The organism is Arthrobacter sp. V1I9 (assembly GCF_030817075.1).
Lineage (GTDB): Bacteria > Actinomycetota > Actinomycetes > Actinomycetales > Micrococcaceae > Arthrobacter.
Genome location: NZ_JAUSYU010000001.1, coordinates 703595 through 729073, shown reverse-complemented (window position 1 = coordinate 729073; position 25479 = coordinate 703595). Strand labels below are relative to the sequence as shown.

The window sequence follows — 25479 nt, the reverse complement described above, 5'->3', positions numbered from 1 at the left end:
TGATGACTGGAGGACCGACGACATGACGAACAGCAACGCTTACGATCATCACAGGCGACCATCGTGGACTTCGAGGAACGGTGCGCGCCGACGGTGGGCGCTCTGCTTGATCCCGGTACTGACCGCCGCACTCGTTGTACCGGGAGTGTCGAGCGCCGGCGCCTCGAACGCTCGGAACGCGGCGCCGGCGAACACGGACGTCCTCATTGAGTGGAGCACCATCGCCCAAGGCCACGTCATCCCACTGCGTCCCACAGCTCACGGCCAGCTCCGCGGCATGGCGATGGTTCAAGGCGCGGTGTACGACGCAGTGAACGCCATCGACCGCGGGTACCAGCCGTATCTGCTCGACGGCGACCCGGCGGGCGTCGGGCCGGAGGCATCGTTCGATGCGGCGATTTCGACCGCGGCACACCACGTTCTCGTCACTCTGGTCCCGTCGGACCAGGTAGCTGGCCTCGACGCTGCGTACAAAGCAACGCTCGCGGGCGTCGCCGACGGCCCCAACAAGGACGAAGGCGTCGCCGCCGGTGAGGCCGCCGCGGCGGCGATGATCCTCGCACGCACCGATGACGGGTTCATGGCCCCGTTCGAGTTCGACATCGGACCCGATCCCGGCGATTGGCGGCCCGTTGCGCCCGATGCGCTCGACCCGGACGCCTGGGTGGCCAATCTCCGACCGTTCATCATCGAGAGTCCCGACCAATTCCGCTCCAAGGGTCCCAACCCGCTCAGGAGTGCCGAGTACACAGCGGACTTCAACGAGGTCAAGGAGATCGGTGCGCTCGCGAGTACCACTCGAACCGACGACCAGACCACTGCGGCCATCTTCTGGCAAGCCACGCCGGTGGCACTCTGGAACGGCGTGTTCCGCAGCCTCGCCGTGGAGCACGGACTCGACCTGGCCGACGCGGCCCGGCTCTTCGCGATGACCAACCTCGCCGCCGCTGATGGCGCGGTCGCTTGCTGGAACGACAAGTACTACTGGAACTTCTGGCGTCCGATGGCGGCGATCCGCGAAGCCGACACCGACGGCAATCCGGAGACGGAGGCCGATCCGACTTGGAAATCGCTCTTCGATCCATCGACGGCGACCGTCCCGCCGCTCGGCACACCGCCGTTCCCGGACCACCCGGCCGGTCACGGCTGCGTCAGCGGCGCCACTCTTTATGCGGCGCAGGAGTTCTTCGGCACGGACGAGGTCGCCTTCGACGTGAGCTCCGGTCGCTTCCCGGGCGAGCCACGGCATTTCGACGGATTCTCAGCGGCGATACAGGAGATCATTGATGCTCGTGTCTGGGGCGGCATCCACTTCCGCACCGCCGTCGTACAGGGCGCCGAGATCGGCAACGGGGTGGCGCTGTGGCTCAGCGGTCACTACTTCCAGCCGGCGCCATGTCAGTCGTAGGGTCCTGCGACTGACCCGATCATGTCCCCCGCCGACTTGGTTCATTTGCGGTAGGGATTGGTCGGGGAAATCTGAATCTGACGTCGGTAACTGAACCTCAAGGACCGATCAAAACTTGGACAGTTTGCTGCAAAGACGAGCAGGACACAACATGTGGTGAGGTAGATTTCCCTCAGGCGTTGCACCGTCCCCCCAAGGGTGTCAGCGCCAGGAGCCTCCGCGTTGTGAAACCGCGCGGAGGCTCCGCTCAGCCTGCTACCCGGCACCGGAGCAGAGTGGCGCGCCACCGGGGAAGAATAGAGCCATGGCACGAGGTAATCTGCGCATCCTGTTGGGGGCTGCGCCCGGGGCGGGCAAGACGTTTGCGATGCTGGAAGAAGGCAGACGGCTGGCCGGTGAGGGCTTCGACGTCGTAGTCGGCGCGGTCTCTCTGCGCGGGCGGGCCGATACTGCGGAGCTGCTGGACGGCCTGGAACTGTGCCCGAAGCGCCGTCCGGACGGCGCCAATGAGCAGGCCGATGTGGATGTGCCAGCGCTGATCGCCCGGCACCCCGCCCTTGTTCTGGTTGATGATTACGCTGCCGTGGGCGAGGGTGGAGGCCGGTGGGAGCAAATCGAGGAGCTGCTGCAGGCAGGCATGGACGTCATTTCCACCCTGGACATCCGGAACGTGGAGTCACTGTCGGATGCCGTTCGGCGCGTCACCGGCGTCGAGGAAGCAAATACTGTCCCGGACGCGGCGGTGCGGCGCGCCGACCAGATCGAGTTGATTGACGCCTCCCCTGAGTTGCTGCGCCAGCGGCTGGCGGACGGAAAAATTTACCGCACCCGGGAGGAGGCCGACGCCGCACTGGCCGGGGATTTCCGCACCGGCACGCTTGCAGCCCTGAGGGAGCTCGCGCTGTTGTGGCTGGCCGAGCGGGTCGACGCCGGCCTGCCGGACTACCGGGACCCGGCAAGGGTGCGCGACGGCTGGCCCGCCAGGGAGAAGATCGTCGTCGGAGTGGACAGCAGGGCCCAGGACCAGGTGCTGGTGCGTCGCGCCGCCAGAATGCTGACCGCTGCCGCGGGCGGCGAGCTCCATGTGGTCCACGTCCGCGCCAGCACGGACGGACGCGGCCCGGAGTCAGGCAAGGACCTGGAACTGCTCCGCAGGCTCACCGCCGAGCTGGGCGGGGTCTTCCACTCCGTTGGCGGGCAGGACGTGGGTCCCACGCTGGTGGATTTCGCCAGGAGCATCAGCGCCACGCAGATCATCATCGGCTCCCCCACCCGCCGGCCGCTGTTCAACCGTCGCCGCACGGTGGCAGCCGCCGTCATGCGGGACGCGGGCAGCATCGACGTCCACCTCATCATCCACTTCTCCGGCTCTCCCGGCCGCCAGGGCAGAACACCCCCCAGGCTTGGCCGCCGTCGGGAGATCCCGGCGTTTGCCCTGGCCGTGGCCCTGCCCCCGTTCCTGCAGTTCGTCCTGGACCTCCTCCCCCACAACCAGCTCTCCACCGACATGCTGGTGCACCTGACCGGAATCGTTGGCGTGGCGCTGCTCGGCGGGCTGTGGCCCGCAGTCGCAGCCGCCGTCGTCGCTGGGTTGATCGTGAATTACTACAGCGTCCGACCGGTGGGGTCCTTGTCCGTGATCGACCCGGAAAACGTCCTGGCATTGCTGATCTTCGTCCTGGTGGCCGTGGCGGTGTCGCTGGTGGTGGACCGGTCCGCCAAGCTCAGCAAGGAAGCACACATCGCCGGCGCCGAGGCCGCCGTCCTGGGCGAACTGAGCCGCCGGGCCGTGGCCGAAGGAAACAGTATCCCGGCGTTCCTGGACCAGGTGCGGGAGCAGTTCCAGGCGACGGGGGCAGGACTGTGGACGAGGTATGAGTCCGGACCCGGCAGGACAGCCAGGTGGGAACTTCAGGAGTTTTCCGGCGAGCGCCGCCCGGTTGACGTTGCCGAGGCAGACACGGTGGAGCAGCTGGACGGGGACCGGATGCTCACGCTGAACGGGAAGGAACTCTCCCAGGACGAACGGCGGCTGCTGGCGGCCTTCGGTGCGCACCTGCTGGCCATGGTCCAGCGCGAAGAGCTCTCCGCGAGCCAGCGGGAAAACCTGCGCCTGGCCGAAGGCAACACCATGCGGACCTCCATCCTGCGGGCCGTGTCCCACGACCTGCGCACTCCCCTGGCCGGGATCAAGCTCGCGTCCAGCAGCCTGCGGGACAAGTCGATCGCCTTCGGGCCGGCGGAGCAGGAAGAGCTGCTGGCCACCATAGAGCACGGCGCCGACAGGCTGGACCGGCTGGTCAGCAACCTCCTGGACATGTCGCGAATAACGGCCGACGCCGTCGCACCGCTTTTGCGCCCGGTCTACTGGACCGATGTGGTTGGCGAAGCCCTGCGCGGCACCGCGTCCGGGCGGCTCCGGGTGCTGCTCCCGGACAACATGCCGCCGGTCGATGCCGACCCCGGGATGCTGGAACGGGTCATCGCCAACCTCGTGGAGAACGCGCTGAAGTACGCCCCCGAGTCCGACGTCGTGATTGCCGGCGCCGTGGGCGGCGCAGGCAGTGCAAGAATTGGTGATGTTCCCGCCAGTGAGCTCAGCATTGTCGATCACGGCTCCGGCATACCGCCGGAGAAGGTCCTGGCGATGTTCCGGCCCTTCCAACGCGCCGATGACACCACACCCGGGACGGGGATCGGACTTGGCCTTGCCGTGGCGAAGGGGTTCACCGAAGCCATGGGCGGGGTACTCCTGGCTGAGCCCACTCCCGGCGGGGGCCTGACCATGGTGGTCCGGCTGCCGCTCTCCACGGGCATAGCGCCCGAACCCGACGTGAGAGGACGCCATGGCAGCAGTGCTGATCGTTGACGACGAGGTCCAGATCCTCCGTGCGTTGCAGATCAACTTGAACGCCAGGGGCTACTCCACGGTCACCGCCTTCACCGGTCAGAACGCACTGGAACAGGCAGCGGAGCACCCCGTGGACGTCATCATCCTGGACCTGGGCCTTCCGGACCTGGACGGCGTAGAAGTGATCCGCCGGCTCCGGCGCTGGAACACAGTCCCCATCGTGGTCCTGTCCGCCCGGCACGGTTCCGACGACAAGATCCAGGCACTGGACGCAGGTGCGGACGACTACGTGACCAAGCCCTTTGGCATGGACGAACTCATGGCCAGGCTCCGCGCAGCCCTGCGCCGCGGATCCCCCGGGGACGCTCCCGTCATTGAAACCACCGGCTTCACCGTCAACCTCGCCACCAAGCAGGTGACCCGCCGGGGCGTGGCGGTCCGCCTGACCCCCACCGAATGGAACATCCTGGAACTGCTGGCCAGGAACACCGGCGCCCTGGTCACCCACGAAGAGATCCTCACCCAGGTGTGGGGACCGGCCTACGCCACCGAGACCGCGTACCTGCGCGTCTACCTGGCACAGCTGCGGCGGAAGCTTGAAACCGATCCGGCCAATCCCCGGCATCTGCTGACCGAAACAGGCCTCGGTTACCGCTTCCAGGAGTAGGTGCCCAGACCCCTCCGCGGGGCCCGTGCGGCGCCCGCAGGAGGGCGTTAAGAAAGCATTAAGATCCCCGGCATTGCCGCTTTGACGGGCTCGGGCCGGTGCTACGCTCCGGTGGTTATCAGCTCAGCGCCGCGCCTGAAACGTGGCCGGTTTGTGCCCGTCGCAGGCAGTACAGAAAGACACGTCCTTGACGGCTTCCGCCCACTTCTCCCTTCCTGCCACCGTTCCCAACCCTGAACGGGAAGCTGCACCCGGCAGCCCGCTGGTCAGGTGGCTGCTGGAACACCGCGTGCACCAGCCCGTGGGCCCGGAGGCAAGCGAAAGCCACGCCACGCAGCAGAGCTGGTGGAAGGTCATGTGCCTTACCGGGGTGGACTACTTCTCCACCCTGTCCTACCTGCCCGGCATCGCCGCCCTCGCGGCCGGCGCACTCTCCCCACTCGCCACGCTGCTGATCGTGGCGCTGACACTGCTCGGGATGCTGCCCATGTACCGGCGGGTGGCCAAGGAAAGCCCGCACGGCCAGGGCTCTGTGGCGATGCTCGAGCGGCTCCTGCCGTTCTGGCGCGGCAAGGTCTTTGTGCTGATCCTGCTCGGCTTCGTCGCCACATCATGGATCATCACCATCACGCTCTCCGCAGCAGATGCCACGGTGCACCTGCTCGAGAACCCCTACCTGCCGTCCTTCCTGGAAGGGCAGGCGGTCGCGATCACCGTGGTCCTGCTCCTGATCCTGGGCGGGGTGTTCCTGCTGGGCTTCTCGGAGGCCGTCGCCGTCGCGATCCCGCTCGTGGCGGTCTTCCTGGTCATGAACGCCATCATCATCGGCACTGGGATCGTCGACGTGTTCACCACCCCGGGCGCGTTAACGGGATGGACAGATGCCCTGGCCTCCTCCGGCGGTGGCTTCAGCGGGATCATCGGGCCCGCCCTGATCGCCTTCCCGCTGCTGGTCCTGGGCCTGTCCGGCTTCGAAACCGGCGTCAGCATGATGCCCCTGGTCGCGTCCAAGGGCAGCACCCCCGGGGAAAAGCTGGCCAGCCGGGTCAAAAACACCCGCAAACTGCTCACGACGGCGGCACTCATCATGAGCGTCTACCTGCTGGGCAGCAGCTTCGTCACCACCGTCCTGATCCCCGCTGAGGAGTTCGAAACCGGCGGCGAAGCCAACGGCCGCGCCCTGGCGTACCTGGCCCACGAACACCTCGGCAACGGCTTCGGCTCCGTCTACGACATCAGCAGCATCCTGATCCTCTGGTTCGCCGGTGCCTCCGCCATGGCCGGCCTGATCAACATCGTCCCCCGCTACCTCCCCTCCTACGGCATGGCCCCGGACTGGTCCCGCGCCGTCCGCCCGGTGGTGCTCGTCTACACGGCCATCAGCGTCCTGATTACCATCGGCTTCAACGCCGACGTCAACGCCCAGGCCGGCGCCTACGCCACCGGCATCCTGGCGATGATGGTCTCCGGCGCCATCGCCGTCACCATCTCCGCCCTCCGCAAGAGGCAGCGCAGGGCGTCCATCGGCTTCACGGTGCTGACGGTGGTGATGCTCTACGCGCTGGCCGCGAACGCGATCGAGAAGCCGGACGGCATCACCATCTCCGCTTTCTTCATCCTGGGCATCGTGGCCGTCTCACTCGTCTCCCGTGTCAGCCGCACCACCGAGCTGCGGGTGGACAGCATAGAGTTCGACGACGACGCGCGCCGCTTCATCAGCGACACCCTGGCGTACGACGGCCGGATCAATCTCATCGCCAACCGGCCCCAAGCCCGCGACGGCGCGGAATACGCGGACAAGGAAGCGGTCCAGCGGCAGAACAACCCTGTCCCCGGCACCGCGGACGTCATCTTCCTCGAAATCGACGTCAGCGATCCCTCCGAGTTCAGCGACATCCTGACGGTCCACGGCGTGGAAGTTGACGGCCACCGGGTTCTGCGGGCCCAAAGCCCGGCCGCGCCCAACGCCATCGCCGCGATCCTCCTTGCCCTCCGTGACGCCACCGGGGTACGGCCGCACGCCTATTTTGAATGGTCTGAAGGCAACCCCCTCGCCCACCTGATGCGTTACCTGCTCCTGGGCCGCGGCGACACCGCCCCGGTGGTCCGGGAGATCATCCGCGAGAACGAACCGGACCCGGACCGGCGCCCCGGCATCCACGTGGGATGAGCATCCACAAGGAGGTGCCGCCGTCGGAATTTGCCACCCGGGTGCCCGACGCTGCCAGCATCGCCGCCGTCCAGAAGATGCTGCGGGATGCGCGGGCCGGAGGCAGCAAAGGCAGCAGGAAGGAAAGCTTCATCCGGCGGGTGATGTCCCACCCGGTCAGGGCAGTTCCCTTGGCCTTCCTGCTGGTCATCATTGTCGGCGCCGCCCTGCTGATGCTTCCCGCAACCCGGACCGACGGCGGCACGGAAGGGTTTATGCCGGCCCTGTTCACGTCCGTCTCAGCCGTGTGCGTTACGGGCTTGATCATCGTGGACACGGCGACGTTCTGGACCCCGTTCGGCCAGGGCATCATCCTCGGGCTCATCCAGGTGGGCGGGTTCGGCATCATGACACTGGCAACCCTGCTGGCCCTGCTGGTCCGCAAAAGCATCGGGCTGCGCGGCCAGCTCGTGGCCCAGTCGGAGACCCACACCCTGAACCTCGGCGACGTCCGGGCCGTGCTGCTCCGGGTAGCAAAGATCATGCTCACGTTCGAAGCAGTGACGGCCCTAATCCTGACCGCCCGGTTCTGGATCGCCTACGACCAAAATCCGGCCACGGCCCTCTGGCACGGCATGTTCCACGCCATCTCCGCCTTCAACAACGCAGGTTTCTCCGTCTACAGCAGCAACCTCATCGGGTTCGCCGAGGACCCCTGGATCATTGCACCCATCTGCCTGGCGATCATCGCCGGCGGGCTCGGTTTCCCGGTGATCATCCAGCTCACCCGCGGGGAGCTGAAACCAAAGAACTGGACCATCCACCTGCGCCTCACCGTCTACGGAACGGTGTTCCTCCTGATGACCGGGATGGCGCTGTTCGCGGCCTTCGAATGGAACAGGAATGAAACGCTTGGCCAGCTCTCGGTCACCGGCAAGATTTTGGGTTCCTTCGCGGGCAGCGTGTTTCCCCGCACGGCCGGATTCAACAGCATCGACTATGGCGTTGCGGCACCCGAGACGCTGATGGTCACCAACATCCTGATGTTCATCGGCGGCGGCAGCGCCGGTACCGCCGGCGGCATCAAGATTACGACGTTCCTGGTGCTGGGCTTCGCCATTTGGAACGAAGTCCGCGGCCGCGACCAGGTGACCATCGCGCACCGGTCGATCAGCTCATCATCCCAGCGGCAGGCCCTGTCCGTGGCCCTGCTGGGCATCGCCGCGGTAGTCTCCGGCACCATGCTGCTGCTGATGTTCACCGACTACAGCCTGGAAAAAGTCCTCTTTGAGTGCATCTCCGCCTTCGCTACCGTGGGGATGAGCACCGGCATCACCTACAACCTTCCCCCGGCCGCGGAGTGGGTGCTGATGGCGTTGATGTTCACCGGCCGCATCGGCACCGTGGCGGTAGCGTCCGCCCTGGCGCTCTCGGCCCGGCCGCGCCTCTACCGCCTGCCGGAGGAACGGCCAATAATCGGGTAAAACGTGCTTGCCCGCAGGTTGTACTCCTTCTAAACGCTCAGGCAGCGGACTTGCGGGTGCCTTCCGCGGCGCATACCTCAGGATGACGGTGGAGGTCCTGGCCTCATCACACGTGAAACGGTTGCCACTGGCCGGATCGAGCCAAGGTGAGGGGTCCTCGAGGTCCCCATTCATGTCGAGGACTGGCAACGGCGCACCGGGCGGCCCGCCGTTCTCAGCGGCAAAAAGTTTTTCCGGGTCATAGTAGATGCGGGGTCTGCGTTCCCGTACGAGTTCCAGCCAGCTGCCGGATTGGTAGCCTGCCCAGTGCAGGTTCTCCGGAGCCGAAGCGCGCACGCTGCCGTTGCCTGCGTTGAGCCCCTCTGTGGTGCCGCCTTCCGCGCGGGGGTCGGACCTTTCGTACCGGAACCATGCCCCGGACGAGCGCACGTAGATCACGCCGGGACTGTCGGCAGGGAAATACGCGTCTACGCCCGCTGTGAGGCGGCCGTTGTGACCATGCCCGTCTTCCCCGGACGGTCGGATGCTCGTGGTGACTTCATCCATCTGGCTGACGATTCTGGCTGACGATTCTAAAGCGGTGGGCCACAGGTTCCCGGTGGCGATGTTGACCATGCGGTGCAACGGCTCGGCGGCATTCCACAGGAGCTGGTGGCCGACGGTGGAAGCGCTGATGTACTGCGGGGCTTCTCCATCTTGCGGATCCGTGCGTCGCGGACGCCTTGGATTTTCCCCAGGGGTAAATCCCGGCTTCTTGCCCCGGCCAGCTCCGCGGCGGCAGTTACGGCAATTCCTATTTGAAATTCCGAATTTAGGGCACTCGCCTACGGAAAACAAGCCTGGCGTGTACCTACTTTCTGCCCGGCCACTACTTGCTTTCCTGGCTGACCACGCTATTGCCATCATGTCCCACCCGTCTTTCGAAAAGTTCTTTCCTGCTGCAGGTTCAGGCATTAGTTTTCATCCATGAAGGCGCTTCACCGGAGGGGAAAGCCCACTCACAAGGCAGGCGTAGCCTTCCTCGCTTTGACGCTGTTCATGTCAGCGTGCACGTCGCCGGCGCACACGGCTCCCAAGCCGGAGGCGCTCATAGTTGCGCTACCCGTGCAGGCCAGTGAAGTGCGCGAAGCTTTCGCCAAAAGGAACCTGATGGGACACCTCGAGGCCCTGCAGAAGATAGCTGATCAAGAGGGAGGAAACCGGGCCGCCGGCACGTCCGGATATGAAGCATCAGCCCGCTACGTCGAGGACCAGCTGCGCGCGGCCGGCTACAACCCGGTCCGGCAGGTCTTCACCTACGAGGATGAGGACCTCGATGCTGACAGGCAGACTTTCAACATCCTGGCTGACACAGCCGGAAGCGAAAATCACACCGTAGTGGTTGGCGGCCATCTGGACTCGGTGCCTGAAAGCCCGGGGATCAATGACAATGCAAGCGGCGTGGCTGCAATGCTCGAGACCGCACGGTGGATGGCAGAGTCCGGCGTGGAGCCGAAAAACAGGGTGCGCTTCGCGTTCTGGGGAGCAGAAGAGGTGGACCTGTTAGGTTCGCAGCATTACGTGGATGAGCTCAGCGCTACTGAGAAATCCAAGACCGCGGTGAACATCAACATCGACATGGCGGCGTCACCCAACGGTGTGCGGTTTGTTCACGACGGCGACGGCTCCACTTTTGGTGAAGCCGGCCCTCCCGGTTCAACGGGACTCGAAAGCGTTCTCTTTGACTACTTCGGCAAGAATTCGCTGGCGGCCGATCCGACCGGATTCATCGGCGACTCCGACTACGACCCCTTCCTCCAGGCGGGCATCGCAACTGGCGGTCTCTTTGCCGGGGATGTCGGCACAAAAACTGCCGAAGAGGTTCAAAAGTACGGCGGGACCGCGAACGAAGACCACGACCGGTGCTACCACGAACGCTGCGACACCATCCAAAACGTTAACCGGGAGTTGCTGAAAGACATGGCCGGGGCCCTGGGCTACGCCACCCTTGCTTTCGCCATGACCCAGATGTGACCGGGGAACCAAGCCCAACAACGGTCGCCTTGGGTCGCCCCACCAAATGCCGCGTTAAACCGCAATGCCCGCCCTCCCCGAAGGGAGGACGGGCCGTGCGCGGGAATCAGAGAGGATCCCGGTGGTGAGCCTTAGCGGCGGGTGATGCCGTCGTCGTCGAGCTCGATGTTTTCCTTGCGGACTTCCTCGGTGACGGTGTGCTCGTTGGTTACCGTCTCCTTGTCCAGGCGCACGCGCTCAACGGGGACTGCTTCCTTTTCGACGACGGGGCGCTCCTGGTGGAGGATGACCTCGTGCTCTTCCTCGCTGATGGCGGGGCCGTCCAGGGCGGCGCCGCGGTTGGCGTCCGTGATCGGTTCGCGCTCGATGCGGACCTCTTCACGCTGCACCGGGACGGTGGTGGTGACGTTTTCGGTGACGACGTACTTGCGGAGCCGTGCCCGGCCGGCCTCTTCCTTGCGGGTGCCGACGTGCAGCTGCTCCTCCGAACGGGTCATCGCGTCATCGGTGGTGGGGCCTGAGGTGTCGTGGCCGACAGTTCCGTGGCCGACCGTTTCGCGGCCCACGGTGTCCTCTGCAGTACCCGCGGCGAATCCGTTGCCGCCGGCGAGTCCGTTACCGCCGTTGAGGCCGTAGTAGGTGTAGAGCTGGTCTTCCTCGGCGGGCTCCAGGTGGCCGTCCGGGGCGACGCGGGGTGCGTCCTTGACCTTGTCCTTGGTGTGGGCGACGACGATATCGTTGCCGTCCTGCGACGCGGCGTCCAGCGGTGCGAAGGACTCGTGGGATCCGAAGAGCCCGGTCTTCACCGTAACCCACGTGGGCTCGGAGGTCTGGTCATCCACGTAAATCTGTCCGATGGATCCGATCTTGCTTCCGTCGGAACCTACGACGTGTCCGCCGGCAGTGGTCAGTGCAGAAAGGTTCTCAGTGCTGATCATGTGTTTCTCCTTCTTGTTACTGGTTTGTGCTGCTTGAGGACAAATTTAGAAGCGGTTCCGCGGCGGCCTGGTCTGGGCCTGGCTGGCGCGGAGTTGCTTGGCTTTGCGTGCTTTCATGACCCGGCTGATGATGCCGGGGAGCAGGGCGAAGAGCAGTTTTTTCATGACGATGGTCCTTTGGTTGATGGTCCGCTGCTTGGGAGTCAGCTGTGACGCTTACGGCTGGCGCTCTGCACCGCGGACTTCGCTGTACGGGTCATCGACGTCCCGCAGTGGGACTCCGCCCGCTTCGGTGCCGGAGTAGGCGGGACGGGCAGGTTCGACGTAGATGGTTTCGCCGTAGGTTGCCGGCGCCGTCTCGTGATTCTGGTAGACCGACTCTTCGCCCCACGGAGCAGTTGTTGTTGCCACAGCGGGAGCCTGCACGGGCTTGGGTGGAATTGCTGCTTGTGGGGCCGGGGCCGGGGCCATGCCCCGTGCGAGCCGACCCACGAGGATGCCTGCGCCGGCAGCCAGCAGCAGGAACGTACCCGGCTTGCGGCGGGCGAAGGACTGTAGGTCCTCCAGCAGCACCCTCGGATCCTTGTTCTCCACCCAGGAAGCGACCGACGAGGTGCGGTCCGCAGCCTGCCGGATCAGGTCACTGGCGATGCCCTGCTGTTCGGGGGCGTCAGCCATGGACTTCAGCTGGCTGGAGATGGTGCGGATGCCATCGGCGGCCTTCTGCTGCTGTGCGCCGGCCTGGTTGCCCAGGCCGGACTTCGCCTCGTGCAGGAGACCCTGTGCGCTGGACTTCGCTTCGGCTGCGACGTTTCCGGCCTCGAGCTTGGCGGTCTGGGCCACATTCTGGGCCGCACCGGCTGCCTGCCCGGCGATCTTCGACGTCTCCTCCTTCGCTGCGTCCTTCTTGGTGACGTACGTTTCCGGCTCTGCCGAGGGATCCGTCGGTGCTGCGTTCCCGTACTGGTCGAGATTGCTTCGGGCAGAAGCCTCAGGCCACTGGTTTTCCGTCATCATCACTCGCTTCCACTGGTTCTGCAGCTGGACTTTCAAACCCAGCCTGATGAATTAGTAAGTAAGGTTACTAACTAGATACTAAGCACACTTGTTATCCATCGCGCAAGGTGGATTTACGAGCGGCCATTCCCAACTGGCTCGCAGTTGATGCCGTTTCGAGGCCCCAAAATGACAGCAACTGCGAGTTAGTTGGGGTGGGGCCGGCTCCTTACCCGGCGGGGTGAAATACCTTTTTTCATGACTGACCCATCCTTCGCGCGTGGGGCTCCGAAGCACTTCCGCAGCACCAGGACCACCCACACGCTCGTCATGCTCCACGACCCGAAGGAACTCCATTCATGAGCATCCCGAACTACACCCGTTTCCTTTCCGAATGCTTTGTCCAGGACTCGGAGAGGCAGCCCGCACTTCGGGAAGACGAGATCTACGGGGTCTACATCAGCTGGTGCATGCTCAACGCCGAGCAACCCGGCCCCACCACGTCCCTGTGGACCGCCATGCACCACAGCGGACACACGAAACAACGCCGGGACACCGGCCGGCATGAATGGCCCGGATTGACCATGAAAGGCCCGGCAGCAGTGGACTACATCCTCTCGAGCCAGCCCAGCCTGCTCTGATCCTGTTGCGGTGACGGCGTGCGGTGGCGTGACGGGCGGGCCGGCTCGGCGGTTAGGCTGAGCTGATGGTCTCCCTCGCTGCCTTGGCACCCACCCTCGCAGCCGTGGCCATCCTCATGCTGATCACCGTCGCTGCGCTCCGGGGCTCGCGGACGCCGTCGTTCCTTGCACCGGCCGCGGCCATCCTGCGGGGAGCCGCCCAACTGGCGCTCATCAGCTTGATCCTGGGCGGCATCATCGCTGACCCGCTGTGGGTGGCAGCGGCGCTGCTGGTGATGTTCACCGTGGCGGCCGTGACGGCAACCCGCCGGCTGGCGTGGTCCTGGCCGCGCTTCGCAGTGGTGTCAGCAACCATGGCCGCCGGCATTGCGGTGACCCTCGCCGTCGTCTTCGGCACCGGAGCCGTTGCCCTCGAACCACGCTACGTTTTGGCGGTGGGCGGGATCGTAATCGGCAACTGCATGACCATCGCGGTGCTCGCCGGCCACCGCTTCCACGAGGCGGTCCGTGAGCAGTGGGACCAGGTGGAGGGCTGGCTCGCCCTCGGCGCCACGGCCCGGCGCGCCACCCTTACCCAGGCCCGCTACTCCGTGCATGCGGCCCTGATCCCCTCCACGGACCAGACCAAAACCACCGGCCTGGTGACCCTGCCGGGCGCGTTCGTGGGGGCGCTCTTCGGCGGCGCCTCCCCGCTGGAGGCCGGGCGGTTCCAGGTGGTGGTCCTGGCGTCCATCATGGCGGCGGGTGCGATCACCGCCGTCGCGCTGCTCCGTTCACTGGCCGCCGTGCGTGTGCGACCCGAGCCGCTCTAGCAGTTGGCAGCTTCAACCGGTTCCAGTCAGCCACCGTCGCCCGTGAGGAACGCCCGGATTCGCTCGGCCATGCGCTTGGACTGGGTCCAGTGCAGGTAGTGGTGGCCCTCGAGCGTCACGATCTCATGGCGTTTGACGTTTTCCAGCAGGTTTTGGGCCGCGGCTGTCTTGGTTGCTGTTGACGCCGGTTTTTCATCGGCAATGAACGCCAAGACGGGCAGGTCATCGGGATAGCTGACTCCCCTAAGGGCTGCGGCGTTGTTCGCTATCCGGGCTGTTTCATCGGCTACGGCGGAATTGCCGTAGTTCCAGCTGGTCATGAGGCGCATGCGTTGCAGCTCATCCTCGGCGTAGGCATCGCTTGCAGGGTCGACAAAATCCGAAACGGCGGCGGAGACGGCCCGGACAATCCCTGTGAAGGCCAGGGCCTTTTGCCAGTTGAGGTCCGGCTCAGGGTCCGGGACCGGCCCGTCTCCGGCCTTGGGTATTGACGCGTCAATTCCGACGACGGCGGACACCTCCCCCGGATACCGGTTCACGTAGTCAAGCATGTAGAAACCGGCGATGGAGTGCCCCGCCAGGACGTAGGGCTTTTGTACCTGCAGTTTGGCCAGTGCTTCGTGAAGTTCGCTGCTGATGTTTTCGTTGGTCCGCGGAGGGGCTTCCATATCGCTGTAGCCGTACCCAAACCTCTCCACGACGATGGCGTTGAAGCCTTTCAGTTCACGTACTAAAGGAGCGAAATCAAGTCCGGGCGCGGGGGTTCCCAAGCCGCTGAGAAGAACGATCGGCTGGCCATCCTCCGGGCCGTTCCGGTACACGTTCAGGGTGCCGCTGCCTACGGCGGTGCGTTCGCCGTAGGCAGCCATGCTCGATTTCTCCGACGCTTCCAGGACTGCGTTGATCACCGTAGAGATGAGTATCAGCCCCAGGACTACGACGGCGGCGATGCCGGCCCCGCGCAAGCCTCGCCGAGGCTTCTTCCGGACTTCGGACTCACTGGTTTCCGATGATCCGGAAGTCCTCTGAGGTGATGGGTGCATGCTGGGCCCCTCCATCCCGAGGCCATTTACGGGCGGTGACCGCCTGTCGTCGGCCGCTGCTTATCCTGTCTCCAGGTTCTTCCGGTAACGGCCCTCGTAGCCGGGCATCCGCTCCACGCGTGCAGTCTCGTCCTGGATGCTTAGCTTTGCCATCATCCTGTCCCTTTTTATTGATCAGGCAGGCTTGGCGAAGGCGGCGGCACTCATGATCTCGTAGGCCACGAATGCCTCGTCGCCTTCGACCCAGGCATCATGGCCCGCTGGAATGGTGTACGCGTTGCCGGGGCTGATGGTGGTTTGTTCGCCGTTATCCATCTTGACAGTCAGCGTCCCGGCGGAGCAGATCCCGACGTGGTTGACCTGGCAACTGTCCGTGTGGACCACGGTCTTGACCGTCTGGGACCACTTCCAGCCCGGCTCGAAAGTGAACCTGCCCAACGTGGTGTCGCCGATGTTGACCACATCAACCTGGGTTTTGGGGGGACGGCGCGTTTCATCGGGTTCGTCGAATGACTTCGCTTTAAGTGCTTCTACTCCGGGCACTTTTTCTCCTGACAGGGAGGGATTGGAACTGTATATCCGGAGCGCCCAGAAGCTCTGGAGTGATGGTTGGCAGGCTAACGGGTGAGCCGTTGCCGCCAACGCTGACACCCAGCGATATCAGGGTGCGCCCGGGAGCGGGCCATGTCAACACGCTTTAGTCCCCGTCCAGAACTGCCGGTGCCGCTAGCCGTTGAGGAGCGCCAGAATACCGGCCGCGGTGCTGGAGGCAGCGCCGTGCTGAACGAGATGCGGTTGTCCGGGTATTTCGAGGTAGCGCCCGTCCGGAGCGGTGGCGGTCAGCTTTTGGCACCAGAGCGCGGGAGCGACAGCATCACGTGAGCCGCGGATGATCAGTACCGGTTGGGCTACCAGGGCCAGGCTTGCCTCAATGTCGTAGGACATCATGACGGAAAGTTCGGTCAGGTACCAACGCATCCCCGAACGGGCATAGTCGATGAGGACCATGGCGTTTCCGAGCGGACTTTCCCTTAGCGAGTCAAGCCCGAGCGCAAGGGCTTGCTGACGGACGGTGCGGCGCTCGGAGTCCACCACCGGGCCAAGGAGCACCACGTGGGAAACCGTCTTCGGGTGCTGGACGGCAAGTTCGGTCGCAAACTGGGCACCCATGGAGTGCCCGATGACCACCGCCCGGTCCACCCCCATCTTTTGAAGCGTCCGGGCAATCACGTCAGCGTAGTCGGAGACGCTGAGTTGCCGGTCCGGTCTGGGTGTCGCTCCGAAGCCCGGCAGGTCGATGGAATAAGTGTCGCCATGCCGGGCGAGGAGAATCTGAAGCCTGCGGAAGTAGCGGTGGGATACACCGATGCCGTGAAGGAGCACAAAGACCGGGCCGGAGCCGCCGCGGGGCCCTGCAAGGCAGTGTACGTGGGAGGTCAGGGACCCTGTGGTGACTACCCGCGGCGTCAATGGCTGGCGCATCCAGGACAACGGTCCTCCAGAGGATGCCGGTTCTGTTGTGTGTGGTTCGTGACTCGCGGTTGGCACCGGTATTCCTTGCTGTTGCAGTACGGCAGATGAAACTGGCACGGCACCCGTGGGGCGCCGTGCCAGAATTTATCAGTTTCCGGCACAGAGGCCGGAGGAATGCGTGTTAGGCGTTGTTGCTGTGAAGGCGGTTGCCGGCCTTCGCCAGGCCGCGGGCAACCATCAGGCCAACGGTGAGGAAGGTACTGAAACCATGTCGACAACTTCTCTACGTCGTAGACTTTAGGTGCAGATTAAATAATAAGCAACCTTACCTATTTCCTATGACTGAACATTCTGCTCCAACGGCCTCATGGCCCAACCTCCGCCGTGAGCTCCGCGTGGAGCTTTTGGACGCGGGCTTTGATGTCGTCCCGGACCAGGCGCATGCGCTCCATACCTTCGATGCCCCGCTCGGAGGGCTCATCCGTTTCCCAAACTTCGAACCGCGTACCCTCGCGGGGCTCAACCTTCGCTTCGGTGCCCAGGACGATGACGGCGTCGACCCTGTCCAGGACCTCATCGGTGACCGGCTTGGGGTGTTCACCGGTGATGTCGATTCCGAGCTCGGCCAGGGACTCCACGGCCTGCGGGTTCAGGGACTTGCCGGGTTTGGTGCCTGCTGAGTAGACGGTGACGTCACCGTTCGCGAGCTGGTTCATGAGGCCGGCGGCCAGCTGGGACTTCCCGCCGTTCTTGCTGCACGCGAACAATACGGCCGGGGTCTTCTGCGAGCCAGAGGTTTCGTTGGTCATGAGTGCGATGTTTCCTTTGTGAGTGAGCTGACCAGGGAAATGCTGCCCGAGCGGCCGTGGGCCAGGCCGGTGGGAAAACCGACCAGCACCGGTTCGGGGGCGGCGCAGCAACCGCCGTCTCCGCCCGAGTCTGCTGTGGCCGCGGCAGGCACGTCACAGCTGGTCCCGGCGTCGGTGGAGCAGACGCCCGTCTCGGGCAGTTCGAGCTGGACGGTGTCGGCGGCCTCACGGTCACCGGCCAGCGCGGCGACCACGGAGCGGACCTGCTCGTAGCCGGTGGCCAGCAGGAACGTCGGCGCCCGGCCGTAGGACTTCATGCCCACAATGTAGAAATCCTTGTCCGGGTGGGCGAGCAGCCTGGCTCCGTGCGGCGGCACGGTGCCGCACGAGTGGAACTCAGGGTCGATCAGCGGGCCGAGCTCCACGGGAGCTTCGACGGCAGGGTCGAGGTTGAGCCTCAGTTCACTCAGGATGTCCAGGTCCGGACGGAAGCCTGTGCAGGGCACGACGACGTCGGCCTCCAGGGTGCGGCCGTCCACAGCTCCCACGGTCACGCCTGAGTCCAGGGCTTTCAGGGAGCCGATGCCGAAGCCGGTGTGCAGTTCAATTTTTCCTGCCGCGACCAGCCGCCTGACGCGGCCGCCCAGCTGGCCCCGGGCGGGCAGCCCGTCGGCGTCGCCGCCGCCGTAGACCTTCTCGACCGAGTCGCCGCGGACGGCCCAGAGGATGCGCGTGTCCGGCTCTGCCTTCGTGAGGTCGGCGAGGCTGATCAGCGTGTTTGCGGCGGAGTGGCCGGCGCCGACAACGAGGACGCGGCCTCCGGCGAAGGCTGCGCGGTCCCGGCCGAGGACGTCGGGGAGCGGCGCGGAAATCCGGTCCGCCGCGGTGTCCTCGCCGATGGCGGGCAGGCCGGAGGTGCCCAGCGGGTTGCGGCGGGACCAGGTGCCGGAGGCGTCGATGACGGCGGCTACGGTGTGGTCGCAGGTCTCGCCGTCTGCGTGCTCCACCCGGACGGTGAACGGGGTGGTGCCGCGGTTCCGGACGTGGGTCTTGTCCAGGCCCTGCCGGGTCACGGCCACCACGCGGGCGCCGGTCTGCAACCGCACGGCGATCTGCGGCAGCGCGGCCAGCGGTGCGAGGTAGTTGTCGATAAGTTCCCCGCCGTACGGAAGCGCGGTGGGCCGGGGCGACTCCCAGCCGGCGGCCTCAAGCAAACGCACGGCGGCGGCGTCGAGGTTGAACCGCCAGGGTGAGAACAGCCGGATGTGGCGCCACTGCTCAATGGCTGCGCCCGCCGTCGTGCCTGCCTCGAAGACCAGGGGCTCCAGGCCGCGCTCGAGCAAATGGGCCGCGGCGGCCAGGCCCACGGGGCCTGCGCCGATCACTGCAACGGGAAGCCGCTTCGCTGAATCCATACTGTCCTCTTGTCTCGGTTGTCGGTGATGTCGACTGGGGCGGTAGGAGCCCAACCAGGTAGCAGTAGGTGTCGTTTTGACGGCTCATAACGACGCCTGCTGCTACCTAGTTGGGTGGGAGGGGCGGTGGTTAGCAGCAGTCCTCGTCGTCGCAGCAGCCTGAGTCGCCGCAGCATCCTGTGGTCATACAGCTCACCTCCTCCCCTGTCTTAGGGCGTTAGGCGTGAATTGGTTCCTCGACCAGGGCGGTGGCGATGCTGTCCACATCGTCCAGCGCGGCGAGGTAGCGTTCGGCGTCGAGGGCGGCGGCGCAGCCCGTGCCGGCGGCGGTGATGGCCTGGCGGTAGCGGTGGTCCACGGCGTCGCCGCACGCAAAGACGCCTGAAAGGTTGGTGACGGTGGTGGGTGAGTCCACCTTGATGTAGCCGTCCTCGTCCAGGTCCACCTGCCCGGTCAGCAGTTCGGTGCGCGGCACATGCCCGATCGCCACGAAGATGCCTGTGGCGGCGTGCTCCCGGGTTTCGCCGGTGACAGTGTCCTTGAGGGTCACGCCGCTGACTTTCCCGTCACCGTGGATCTTAGTGATGGCGGAGTTCCAGGCGAAGCTGATCTTGGGGTTGTCCTTGGCCCGCTGCGCCATAATGCGGGAGGCCCGCAATTCGCCCTTGCGGACGACGACGGTGACGGACTTCCCGAACCGGGTCAGGAACATCGCCTCTTCCATGGCGGAGTCACCGCCGCCGACAACGATGATGTCCTGCTCGCGGAAGAAGAACCCGTCGCAGGTGGCGCACCAGGAAACTCCGTGGCCGCTGAACTTCTTCTCTTCGGGCAGGCCGAGCTCCTTGTAGGCGGAGCCGGTGGCGAGGATGACGGCCGGGGCTTCGTAGGTCTCGCCGCTGCCGGTGACCACGCGCTTGAGGTGGCCCTTCAGCTGGACTTCGGTGACGTCGTCGAACTGTACTTTGGCGCCGAATTTTTCGGCCTGTTCCTGCAGCCCGTCCATCAGCTCCGGGCCCTGGATCCCGCCGGGGAAGCCGGGGAAGTTTTCCACTTCGGTGGTGTTCATCAGTGCACCGCCAGCCGTCACGGATCCGGCCAGCACCAGCGGCGCCAGGCCAGCACGGGCGGCGTAAATCGCGGCCGTGTAACCGGCCGGGCCGGAGCCGATGATGATCAGCTGCTCAACCTGGGCGCCTGCGGGGGTTTCATTGTTGCTCATGGGTGTCTCTCCTGGTGTCCCGAACCGGCTACTTGGCGGCCGGAACGAGGGACTCGATCAGGCCCTCTATCCGGGTCTTGATCTGGTCGCGGATAGGGCGGACCGATTCGACGCCCTTGCCTGCCGGGTCTTCCAGGACCCAGTCCTCGTACGCGCTTGCCCGGGAAGTAGGGGCATTCGTCGCCGCAGCCCATGGTGATCACCACGTCCGATTCCTTCACGGCCTCGGTGGTGAGGACCTTGGGGACCTCGGCGGACATGTCGATGCCCAGTTCAGCCATGGCCTCGACGGCGGCGGGGTTGATCTTGTCCGCGGGCTGGGATCCGGCGGAGCGAACCTCGATCTCACCCTTGCCGAGGGTGGTGAGGAAGGCGGCAGCCATCTGGGAACGGCCGGCGTTGTGGACGCAGACGAACAGGACGGAGGGCTTCTTGACGGTCTCGGTGCTCATTCTTTTGCTCCTGTAAGCAATTAGGGGACGGGTTGAGTCGTTGCGCCCGCACAGCCTGCATTCAGATATTGAAGTTGATCGATGCAGGAAGTATCGGACGGTTCATTGATGGTTGTCAATATGTGGTGCAAACCAGCACGGTCAGGCTGCGCGCATCCGCGGCGCAAGGTCGCTGATGCGGCTGGAGATATCGTTGAAGGCGTTCTCAAAAGCCTCCTCGGTGTTGATCCGGAGCGGATCCCGCACGGACCAATGAACTCCGTTCAGGCCGGTCAGTTCCTCGTGCGCGTTATCGCAGACGGTGACAACGAAGTCCCCGCCATCCAGCCCCTCCAGCCCTCGCGGCGGAACCTCCGGAAGGTCCACGCCATGGCGGCGGGCGACGTCGATCGCTCCCTGCGCGATCCGGTCCGCCGGGTGCGTGCCCGCCGAAGTCGAGGGGATTTCGCTGACCTGCCCCCAGAGAGCGGCGGCAAGCTGGGAACGGGCGCTGTTGCGGGTGCAGACAAACAGAACGCGGGTGGCGCCATACTCGACGCCGGGCGCGAGGCCTTCCAGGGCGCCGGAAGCCAGGCGGATGTAGCTGCGGCGCTTGTCGGCTTCGGAGCGGTGGCGGGTTGCCAGGCCCGCCGCTTCCAGGGCCCGCAGGTGATGGGACAGCAGGTTCGAGGGCATGCCCAGTTCCGCCTGAAGCTCCGTAGGCGAAAAGTCCCCGAGGATGAGCAGATCGACAATCCGCAGCCGCGCCGGATCGGCGAGGGCCGCATGCTTGGCGACCCGCGACTGGAAAACATCTGCTGGCTCAGTTTTCATTGACTCAATTTTGACTGAGATAATTTCTTGCGTCAAGCTTGGTGCCATGACTACAAACCAGCCGCCGTTGTGGCGCCGTGCCGTCGCGGAACTTCTGGGCACCAGCCTGCTCGTGATGATTGTTGTGGGCTCCGGGATTATGGCTCAGCAGCTCTCCCCCAACGAGGTCGGCAACCAGCTGCTGCAGAACAGCACCGCGACGGTGCTGGGTCTGACAGTCCTGATCCTCGTGTTCGGACCCGTCAGCGGCGCGCACTTCAATCCCGTGGTCTCACTCGTGGACTGGATCCTGGGACGGCGCAGCGGCACGGGACTGACCCTGCCGGAGCTCGGGACGTACGTGGCCGCGCAGACGGTGGGTGCCGTCAGCGGCAGTGTGGTCGCGAACGCCATGTTCGAGGTGGGCACCGCCATCTCCGGGAAGGACCGCGCTACCGGCGGGCATCTGCTCGGCGAAGTCGTTGCCACCGCCGGGCTCATCCTGCTCATTTTCAGTCTTGCCGCCACCAAGCGGGGCGTCCTGGCCGCACCCGCGGTGGGCGCCTATATCGGGGCGGCCTACTGGTTCACGTCCTCAACGTCCTTCGCCAACCCGGCCGTGACTGTCGGGCGAATCTTCAGCGACACTTTCGCCGGCATTGCACCCGCCTCGGTGCCTCCGTTCATCATCGCCCAGCTCATCGGCGCGGCAGTGGGCCTGGGTCTCGTGCTCCTTCTGTTCCCGTTCGCGGCCCGCGCCGCAGACGACGTCGTCCTCCCACACGAGGCGGACAAGGCCGGCTCCTAGCCCGGTCGTGGGCCGCCAGACAAAACTGCCATGATGGCCCTGTGACTATCGCGAAGACCATCCTGCTGTTCATCCTTGCCGCCGCTGCTGAAATCGGCGGCGCATGGCTGGTCTGGCAGTCCGTCAGGGAAGGCAAGGAGTGGTGGTGGGCCGGCCTGGGCGTTATCGCGCTGGGCATCTACGGTTTCGCCGCAACATTGCAGCCTGACGCGCACTTCGGCAGGATACTGGCCGCCTACGGTGGCGTGTTCGTTGCCGGATCACTCGTTTGGGGCATCGTCTTTGACGGCTTTCGGCCCGACAGGTGGGACATCGCAGGGTCGGCGATCTGCTTGCTGGGCGTCGCCGTGATCATGTTCGCGCCGCGGAACGCTGCCTGAGACAGGTCAGCCTCCTTCGGCCGGGATCCGCGCCGTGCAGTCGGCCGCGTCCCTCACGACGTCCTCCAAGTCCCCGGTGCGGTGCAGGACCTCGAGCTGCCGCGTTGCGCCCGTGCCGGCGTTCAGCAGATCGTCCATCAACTCCTCCACCCGTCCCAGGTCCCCGATATCCTCCAGAGCCTTGCGGATGTGGTTCATCAAGGCATTTACGACGGCGAGGGCCGGCACCGGCCGGCTTGTCACCGGATCGAGCAGCTCGCCGCGCAGACCCCACCGGCTCGCCTTCCAGCCCGCCAGCCGCAGCAGCGCAGCGGGAACTACCGTGGGTTCAATTCCTTCCCGCCATCCCCGCGCTCCGGTTTCCACCAGCCCGCGGGCGATGCCTGCCAGCAACACCGTGTTCTCCGGCCGGAGGCACACGTCGGCAAGCCGAAGCTCCACCGTGGGGTAGTGCCGCGAGAGCCGGGCGTCGAAGTAGATCATCCCCTCGTCCAGCGCGACGCCGGTGCCCACCATGTCCTGCACCAACTGGTAGTAGGCCTCCGGGGTCCGGAGGATTTCAAGGGGGCCGGCCGACGGCCAGCGGTTCCACACCTGCGAACGGTAACTGGCGTAGCCGGTGTCCTCGCCGTGCCAGAACGGGGAGTTGGCGCTGAGGGCGATCAGTACCGGCAGCCAGTTTCGGATCCGGTCCAGCACAGCTACGCCCTCCTCCGCCGACTCCACCGAGACGTGGATGTGGCAGCCGCACGTGAGCTGCTCACGGGCCGTGAGCCCGTATTCCTCCGTCATGGCTTTGAACCGCCGGAGCTGCACGGGATGGGGATCGGCGGGCAGCGGTGAGGTGGCCAGCGCGGCCACCCTGACTCCGATGTCTTCTGCCGCCTGGTGCGCTATGGCCCGCCCCGCGATGATGTCCGCTTCCAGGGCAGCCAACGTGGAATGCGGCGGGGTGACCACCTCGATCATCTCCTGCTGGAACTCGGCCGTGAGGACAGGACCGTTGCGGGATTCCATCGGGCGGACATACAGGTCCAGGAGTGCGCCCGCTACCGGTACCGCCTCCCCGCTGCCGGGGTCCACCAGGAGCAGTTCCTCCTCGATCCCAAACGTCCGACGGCGCCCGGCCGCGCCTGCGCCGTCGGCCCCGGTTGACGCCGGGGTGCCTTCAACTCCTGAGCCATCCATTGCCGTCGTCCCCCTCTACTCCATCCGGGCCAGGTCGTCCCAGAAGCAGGCAAGCGTGACCGCGCCGTTCACCAGGACTTCGAGGTTGGCGCTCTCATCGCTGTCGTGCCAGTGGTCCTCCACCAGGCCTGTCCCGAAGAACAGGACCGGGGCATCCAGTGACTTAGCCAGCAGCGTTGCGGGTCCGCCGCCGGCGTTGCCCATCCGCCCCACCTGCGGGGAGCGGAAGCCCCTGGCCATGGCCCGTTCCAGCACGGAGACCGCCGGATGGTCCGGGGTCCAGTACGGTTCCTGGGCCGTCTCAAGATCAACGCTGAGCGTGTGCCCGTAGTTGTCCCCCACCGTGTCCCGCACCCATTGCCGGAGCTGCTCCGCCACCTTCTCCACCCGCTGGCCCATCACTGTCCGCAGGCTCAGGTCCACGGCGGCCACAGACGGAACGGCAGCGCTGGAAATCCCGACAGGATCACCGGCGATCAGCGCCGTGATCTCCACCGCCGGACGGAGCCACAGGCGTTCCGGAACCGTGTACCCCTCTTCGCCCGTGATGCTTCCCCCCTCCGAGCGCTCCAGCCAGTCCTCCTCGGTGAACGGCAGGCGTGCGAGCGCCTTCCGAAAGTCCTCCGGCACCGGCGCAACATCGTCATAAAATCCGGGAATGGCGATCCGGCCGTCGTCGTCATGAAGACCGGCAAGAACCCTGCTTATTTCAAAAGCCGGGTTGGGGACGGAACCCGAAACAGCGCCGCTGTGAACGTCCACTTCCGGGCCGGTCACTTCCAGGTGGGCACTCACCATGCCGCGCAGGCTCACACACAGTGCCGGGTGGTCCTCACGAAAAAGCAGTGTGTCCGAGAAGACCACGAGGTCCGCCTGAAACCGGCCCGACTGCTCCTTAAGCAGCTTCGCCAGGTGCGGCGAACCGCCCTCCTCCTCCCCCTCAACGAGGTACTTCAGGTTGATGGCGGGTGCGGTCGACTGAGAGAGCGCTGTGGTTTCGGCTGCAGGAAGTGATAGAGCGTCCGGGTTTTGGGGGTCGGAAGTGATAGAGCGTGTGGATTGTTGGTCCAGGTGGGCGCGCAGCCCCCACAGGTGGGCCAGGACCTGCCCCTTGGCATCCGAACTTCCCCGCCCGTACAGCCGTCCGTCCCGCACCACCGGTTCGAAGGGTGCGGTCTGGTCCCACTGTTCGGGCTTGGCGACCCGTACATCGTGGTGGCTGTACACCAGGACGGTGGGTGCGCCGGGCGCCTCGCACCATTCGGCGTACACGGCGTGGGACTCCCCGGTGGGGAGGACCTCCACCACCGGGAAGCCCACCTCGCGGAACGCCGCCGCCAGCCAGTTGGCGGAGCGGAGCAGGTCCTTTGTGTGCTCCGGATCCCCCAGCACCCCGGGCACGCGCACCCACTCGGCCAGCTGGCCCTCCAACTCCGCCCGGCGGGACTGGACGAAGGCGCGAACGTCCGCGCCGCCGTCGTGATCCTGGCCGTCGTTATCCAGGGCCGGGTGCTCCGGGCCGCCGTCGTGGTCCTCGACGCCGTGATGCTGTTCCACAGCTCACCGGGGCTGGGCAGGGTTGGTGGGATCGCCCTGCGACGGCGGGTTGATGGGCGGGCCGGGAACGCTGGCCGTCTGCGGGGTATCCGGCGTGCCTGTGTTGACCTCGGGAGTGCTGGGCGTGTGCGGGCCCCGCGGGACGGTGCCGCCCTGCAGGTCATGCAGCCTCTTCTCGAGGATCTGCATGATGGGCAGGCGGTTCCCGTGGGCCTTCTCGTACGTAACCAGCTGCGCCACTTCCGCCTCCTCCAGTCCGGAGATGCGCGATGGCAGGGTTCCCACCGGCAGGTGGTCATAGTCCGGCAGCGGCAGGTCCTTGTGCAGGGGTACTTCGTTCATCGTTGTTCAGCTCCTTCTCTCGCAGTGCAACATGGTGGT

General features: G+C 65.6%; 22 protein-coding genes and 1 pseudogene. 10 read left to right on the top strand and 13 right to left on the bottom strand.

The genetic code is table 11. The features are described 5' to 3' along the window. Positions 1-22: 22 nt before the first annotated feature. The 6 genes from QFZ70_RS03445 to QFZ70_RS03415 all read left to right on the top strand — a co-directional run bounded on the left by QFZ70_RS03445 (position 23) and on the right by QFZ70_RS03415 (position 10572). The gene (locus tag QFZ70_RS03445; protein WP_307094107.1) at positions 23-1408 is read left to right on the top strand and encodes a vanadium-dependent haloperoxidase; all 1386 of its coding nucleotides are present in this window, start codon (positions 23-25) and stop codon (positions 1406-1408) included. A 304-nt stretch (positions 1409-1712) separates the two neighbouring features. Next, positions 1713-4277, top strand: coding sequence for an ATP-binding protein (locus QFZ70_RS03440; protein WP_307094106.1), 2565 nt, complete (start codon positions 1713-1715; stop codon positions 4275-4277). After that, a complete protein-coding gene (locus tag QFZ70_RS03435) occupies positions 4255-4926 on the top strand; it encodes a response regulator (protein ID WP_307094105.1) in 672 nt (223 codons plus the stop codon). The genes QFZ70_RS03440 and QFZ70_RS03435 overlap by 23 nt, the downstream gene beginning before the upstream one ends. A gap of 187 nt (positions 4927-5113) precedes the next feature. Continuing rightward, the gene (locus QFZ70_RS03430) at positions 5114-7096 is read left to right on the top strand and encodes an amino acid transporter (RefSeq protein WP_307094104.1); all 1983 of its coding nucleotides are present in this window, start codon (positions 5114-5116) and stop codon (positions 7094-7096) included. After that, positions 7093-8559, top strand: a complete 1467-nt coding sequence (locus QFZ70_RS03425; RefSeq protein ID WP_307094103.1) for a TrkH family potassium uptake protein — start codon at positions 7093-7095, stop codon at positions 8557-8559. The genes QFZ70_RS03430 and QFZ70_RS03425 overlap by 4 nt, the downstream gene beginning before the upstream one ends. A 1149-nt stretch (positions 8560-9708) precedes the next feature. Next, positions 9709-10572: a M20/M25/M40 family metallo-hydrolase gene (locus QFZ70_RS03415; RefSeq protein ID WP_307094102.1), complete on the top strand. Its 864-nt coding sequence runs from the start codon at positions 9709-9711 to the stop codon at positions 10570-10572. Positions 10573-10703: 131 nt separating this feature from the next. Here QFZ70_RS03415 and QFZ70_RS03410 read toward each other — a convergent pair whose 3' ends face one another. After that, the gene (locus QFZ70_RS03410) at positions 10704-11510 is read right to left on the bottom strand and encodes a PRC and DUF2382 domain-containing protein (RefSeq protein ID WP_307094101.1); all 807 of its coding nucleotides are present in this window, start codon (positions 11508-11510) and stop codon (positions 10704-10706) included. Between the two features lie 216 nt (positions 11511-11726). Then, positions 11727-12527, bottom strand: a complete 801-nt coding sequence (locus QFZ70_RS03405; RefSeq protein WP_307094100.1) for a hypothetical protein — start codon at positions 12525-12527, stop codon at positions 11727-11729. Between the two features lie 338 nt (positions 12528-12865). Between QFZ70_RS03405 and QFZ70_RS03400 the strand changes: the two genes are divergently transcribed. Together QFZ70_RS03400 and QFZ70_RS03395 are read left to right on the top strand one after the other, a co-directional pair. Further along, complete coding sequence (locus QFZ70_RS03400; protein ID WP_307094099.1) at positions 12866-13147, top strand: hypothetical protein; 282 nt, start codon at positions 12866-12868, stop codon at positions 13145-13147. A gap of 65 nt (positions 13148-13212) precedes the next feature. Beyond that, positions 13213-13959: an ABC transporter permease gene (locus QFZ70_RS03395; RefSeq protein ID WP_307094098.1), complete on the top strand. Its 747-nt coding sequence runs from the start codon at positions 13213-13215 to the stop codon at positions 13957-13959. 26 nt (positions 13960-13985) lie between these two features. Here QFZ70_RS03395 and QFZ70_RS03390 read toward each other — a convergent pair whose 3' ends face one another. The 8 genes and pseudogenes from QFZ70_RS03390 to QFZ70_RS03355 form a co-directional block, all read right to left on the bottom strand. Continuing rightward, positions 13986-14924 carry an alpha/beta fold hydrolase gene (locus QFZ70_RS03390; RefSeq protein ID WP_307094097.1) on the bottom strand — a complete coding sequence of 313 codons (939 nt, stop codon included), beginning with the start codon at positions 14922-14924 and terminating at the stop codon, positions 13986-13988. A gap of 252 nt (positions 14925-15176) precedes the next feature. Beyond that, positions 15177-15545 (bottom strand): cupin domain-containing protein, encoded by a 369-nt coding sequence (locus QFZ70_RS03385; RefSeq protein ID WP_307094096.1) that lies wholly within the window; start codon positions 15543-15545, stop codon positions 15177-15179. 183 nt (positions 15546-15728) lie between these two features. Continuing rightward, the gene (locus QFZ70_RS03380) at positions 15729-16484 is read right to left on the bottom strand and encodes an alpha/beta fold hydrolase (RefSeq protein ID WP_307094095.1); all 756 of its coding nucleotides are present in this window, start codon (positions 16482-16484) and stop codon (positions 15729-15731) included. 356 nt (positions 16485-16840) lie between these two features. After that, positions 16841-17284, bottom strand: coding sequence for a low molecular weight phosphatase family protein (locus QFZ70_RS03375; RefSeq protein WP_307094094.1), 444 nt, complete (start codon positions 17282-17284; stop codon positions 16841-16843). Continuing rightward, positions 17281-18699, bottom strand: a complete 1419-nt coding sequence (locus QFZ70_RS03370; protein ID WP_307094093.1) for an FAD-dependent oxidoreductase — start codon at positions 18697-18699, stop codon at positions 17281-17283. The genes QFZ70_RS03375 and QFZ70_RS03370 overlap by 4 nt, the downstream gene beginning before the upstream one ends. Before the next feature lie 217 nt (positions 18700-18916). After that, positions 18917-19921, bottom strand: coding sequence for a thioredoxin-disulfide reductase (gene trxB, locus QFZ70_RS03365; protein WP_307094092.1), 1005 nt, complete (start codon positions 19919-19921; stop codon positions 18917-18919). A gap of 28 nt (positions 19922-19949) precedes the next feature. Then, positions 19950-20373: pseudogene (locus QFZ70_RS03360) on the bottom strand (arsenate reductase ArsC). 141 nt (positions 20374-20514) lie between these two features. Then, entirely contained in the window at positions 20515-21186 is a 672-nt protein-coding gene (locus QFZ70_RS03355; RefSeq protein WP_307094091.1) for a helix-turn-helix domain-containing protein, read from the bottom strand. 46 nt (positions 21187-21232) lie between these two features. On the opposite strand from QFZ70_RS03355, the gene QFZ70_RS03350 reads away from it, so the two are divergent. Together QFZ70_RS03350 and QFZ70_RS03345 are read left to right on the top strand one after the other, a co-directional pair. Beyond that, positions 21233-21973 carry an MIP/aquaporin family protein gene (locus QFZ70_RS03350; protein WP_307094090.1) on the top strand — a complete coding sequence of 247 codons (741 nt, stop codon included), beginning with the start codon at positions 21233-21235 and terminating at the stop codon, positions 21971-21973. Between the two features lie 41 nt (positions 21974-22014). Beyond that, a complete protein-coding gene (locus QFZ70_RS03345; RefSeq protein ID WP_307094089.1) occupies positions 22015-22353 on the top strand; it encodes a YnfA family protein in 339 nt (112 codons plus the stop codon). Positions 22354-22359: 6 nt separating this feature from the next. Here the strand turns inward: QFZ70_RS03345 and QFZ70_RS03340 are convergent, their stop codons facing one another. Genes QFZ70_RS03340 through QFZ70_RS03330 form a run of 3 tightly spaced genes read right to left on the bottom strand, consistent with a single transcriptional unit; the run spans position 22360 to position 25440 of the window. Beyond that, on the bottom strand, positions 22360-23541 hold the full coding sequence (locus tag QFZ70_RS03340) for a glutamate--cysteine ligase (RefSeq protein ID WP_307094088.1): 1182 nt from the start codon (positions 23539-23541) through the stop codon (positions 22360-22362). A gap of 15 nt (positions 23542-23556) precedes the next feature. Beyond that, positions 23557-25098, bottom strand: coding sequence for a M20/M25/M40 family metallo-hydrolase (locus QFZ70_RS03335; RefSeq protein WP_307094087.1), 1542 nt, complete (start codon positions 25096-25098; stop codon positions 23557-23559). Between the two features lie 3 nt (positions 25099-25101). Next, positions 25102-25440, bottom strand: a complete 339-nt coding sequence (locus tag QFZ70_RS03330; protein ID WP_307094086.1) for a hypothetical protein — start codon at positions 25438-25440, stop codon at positions 25102-25104. Positions 25441-25479: the final 39 nt, after the last annotated feature.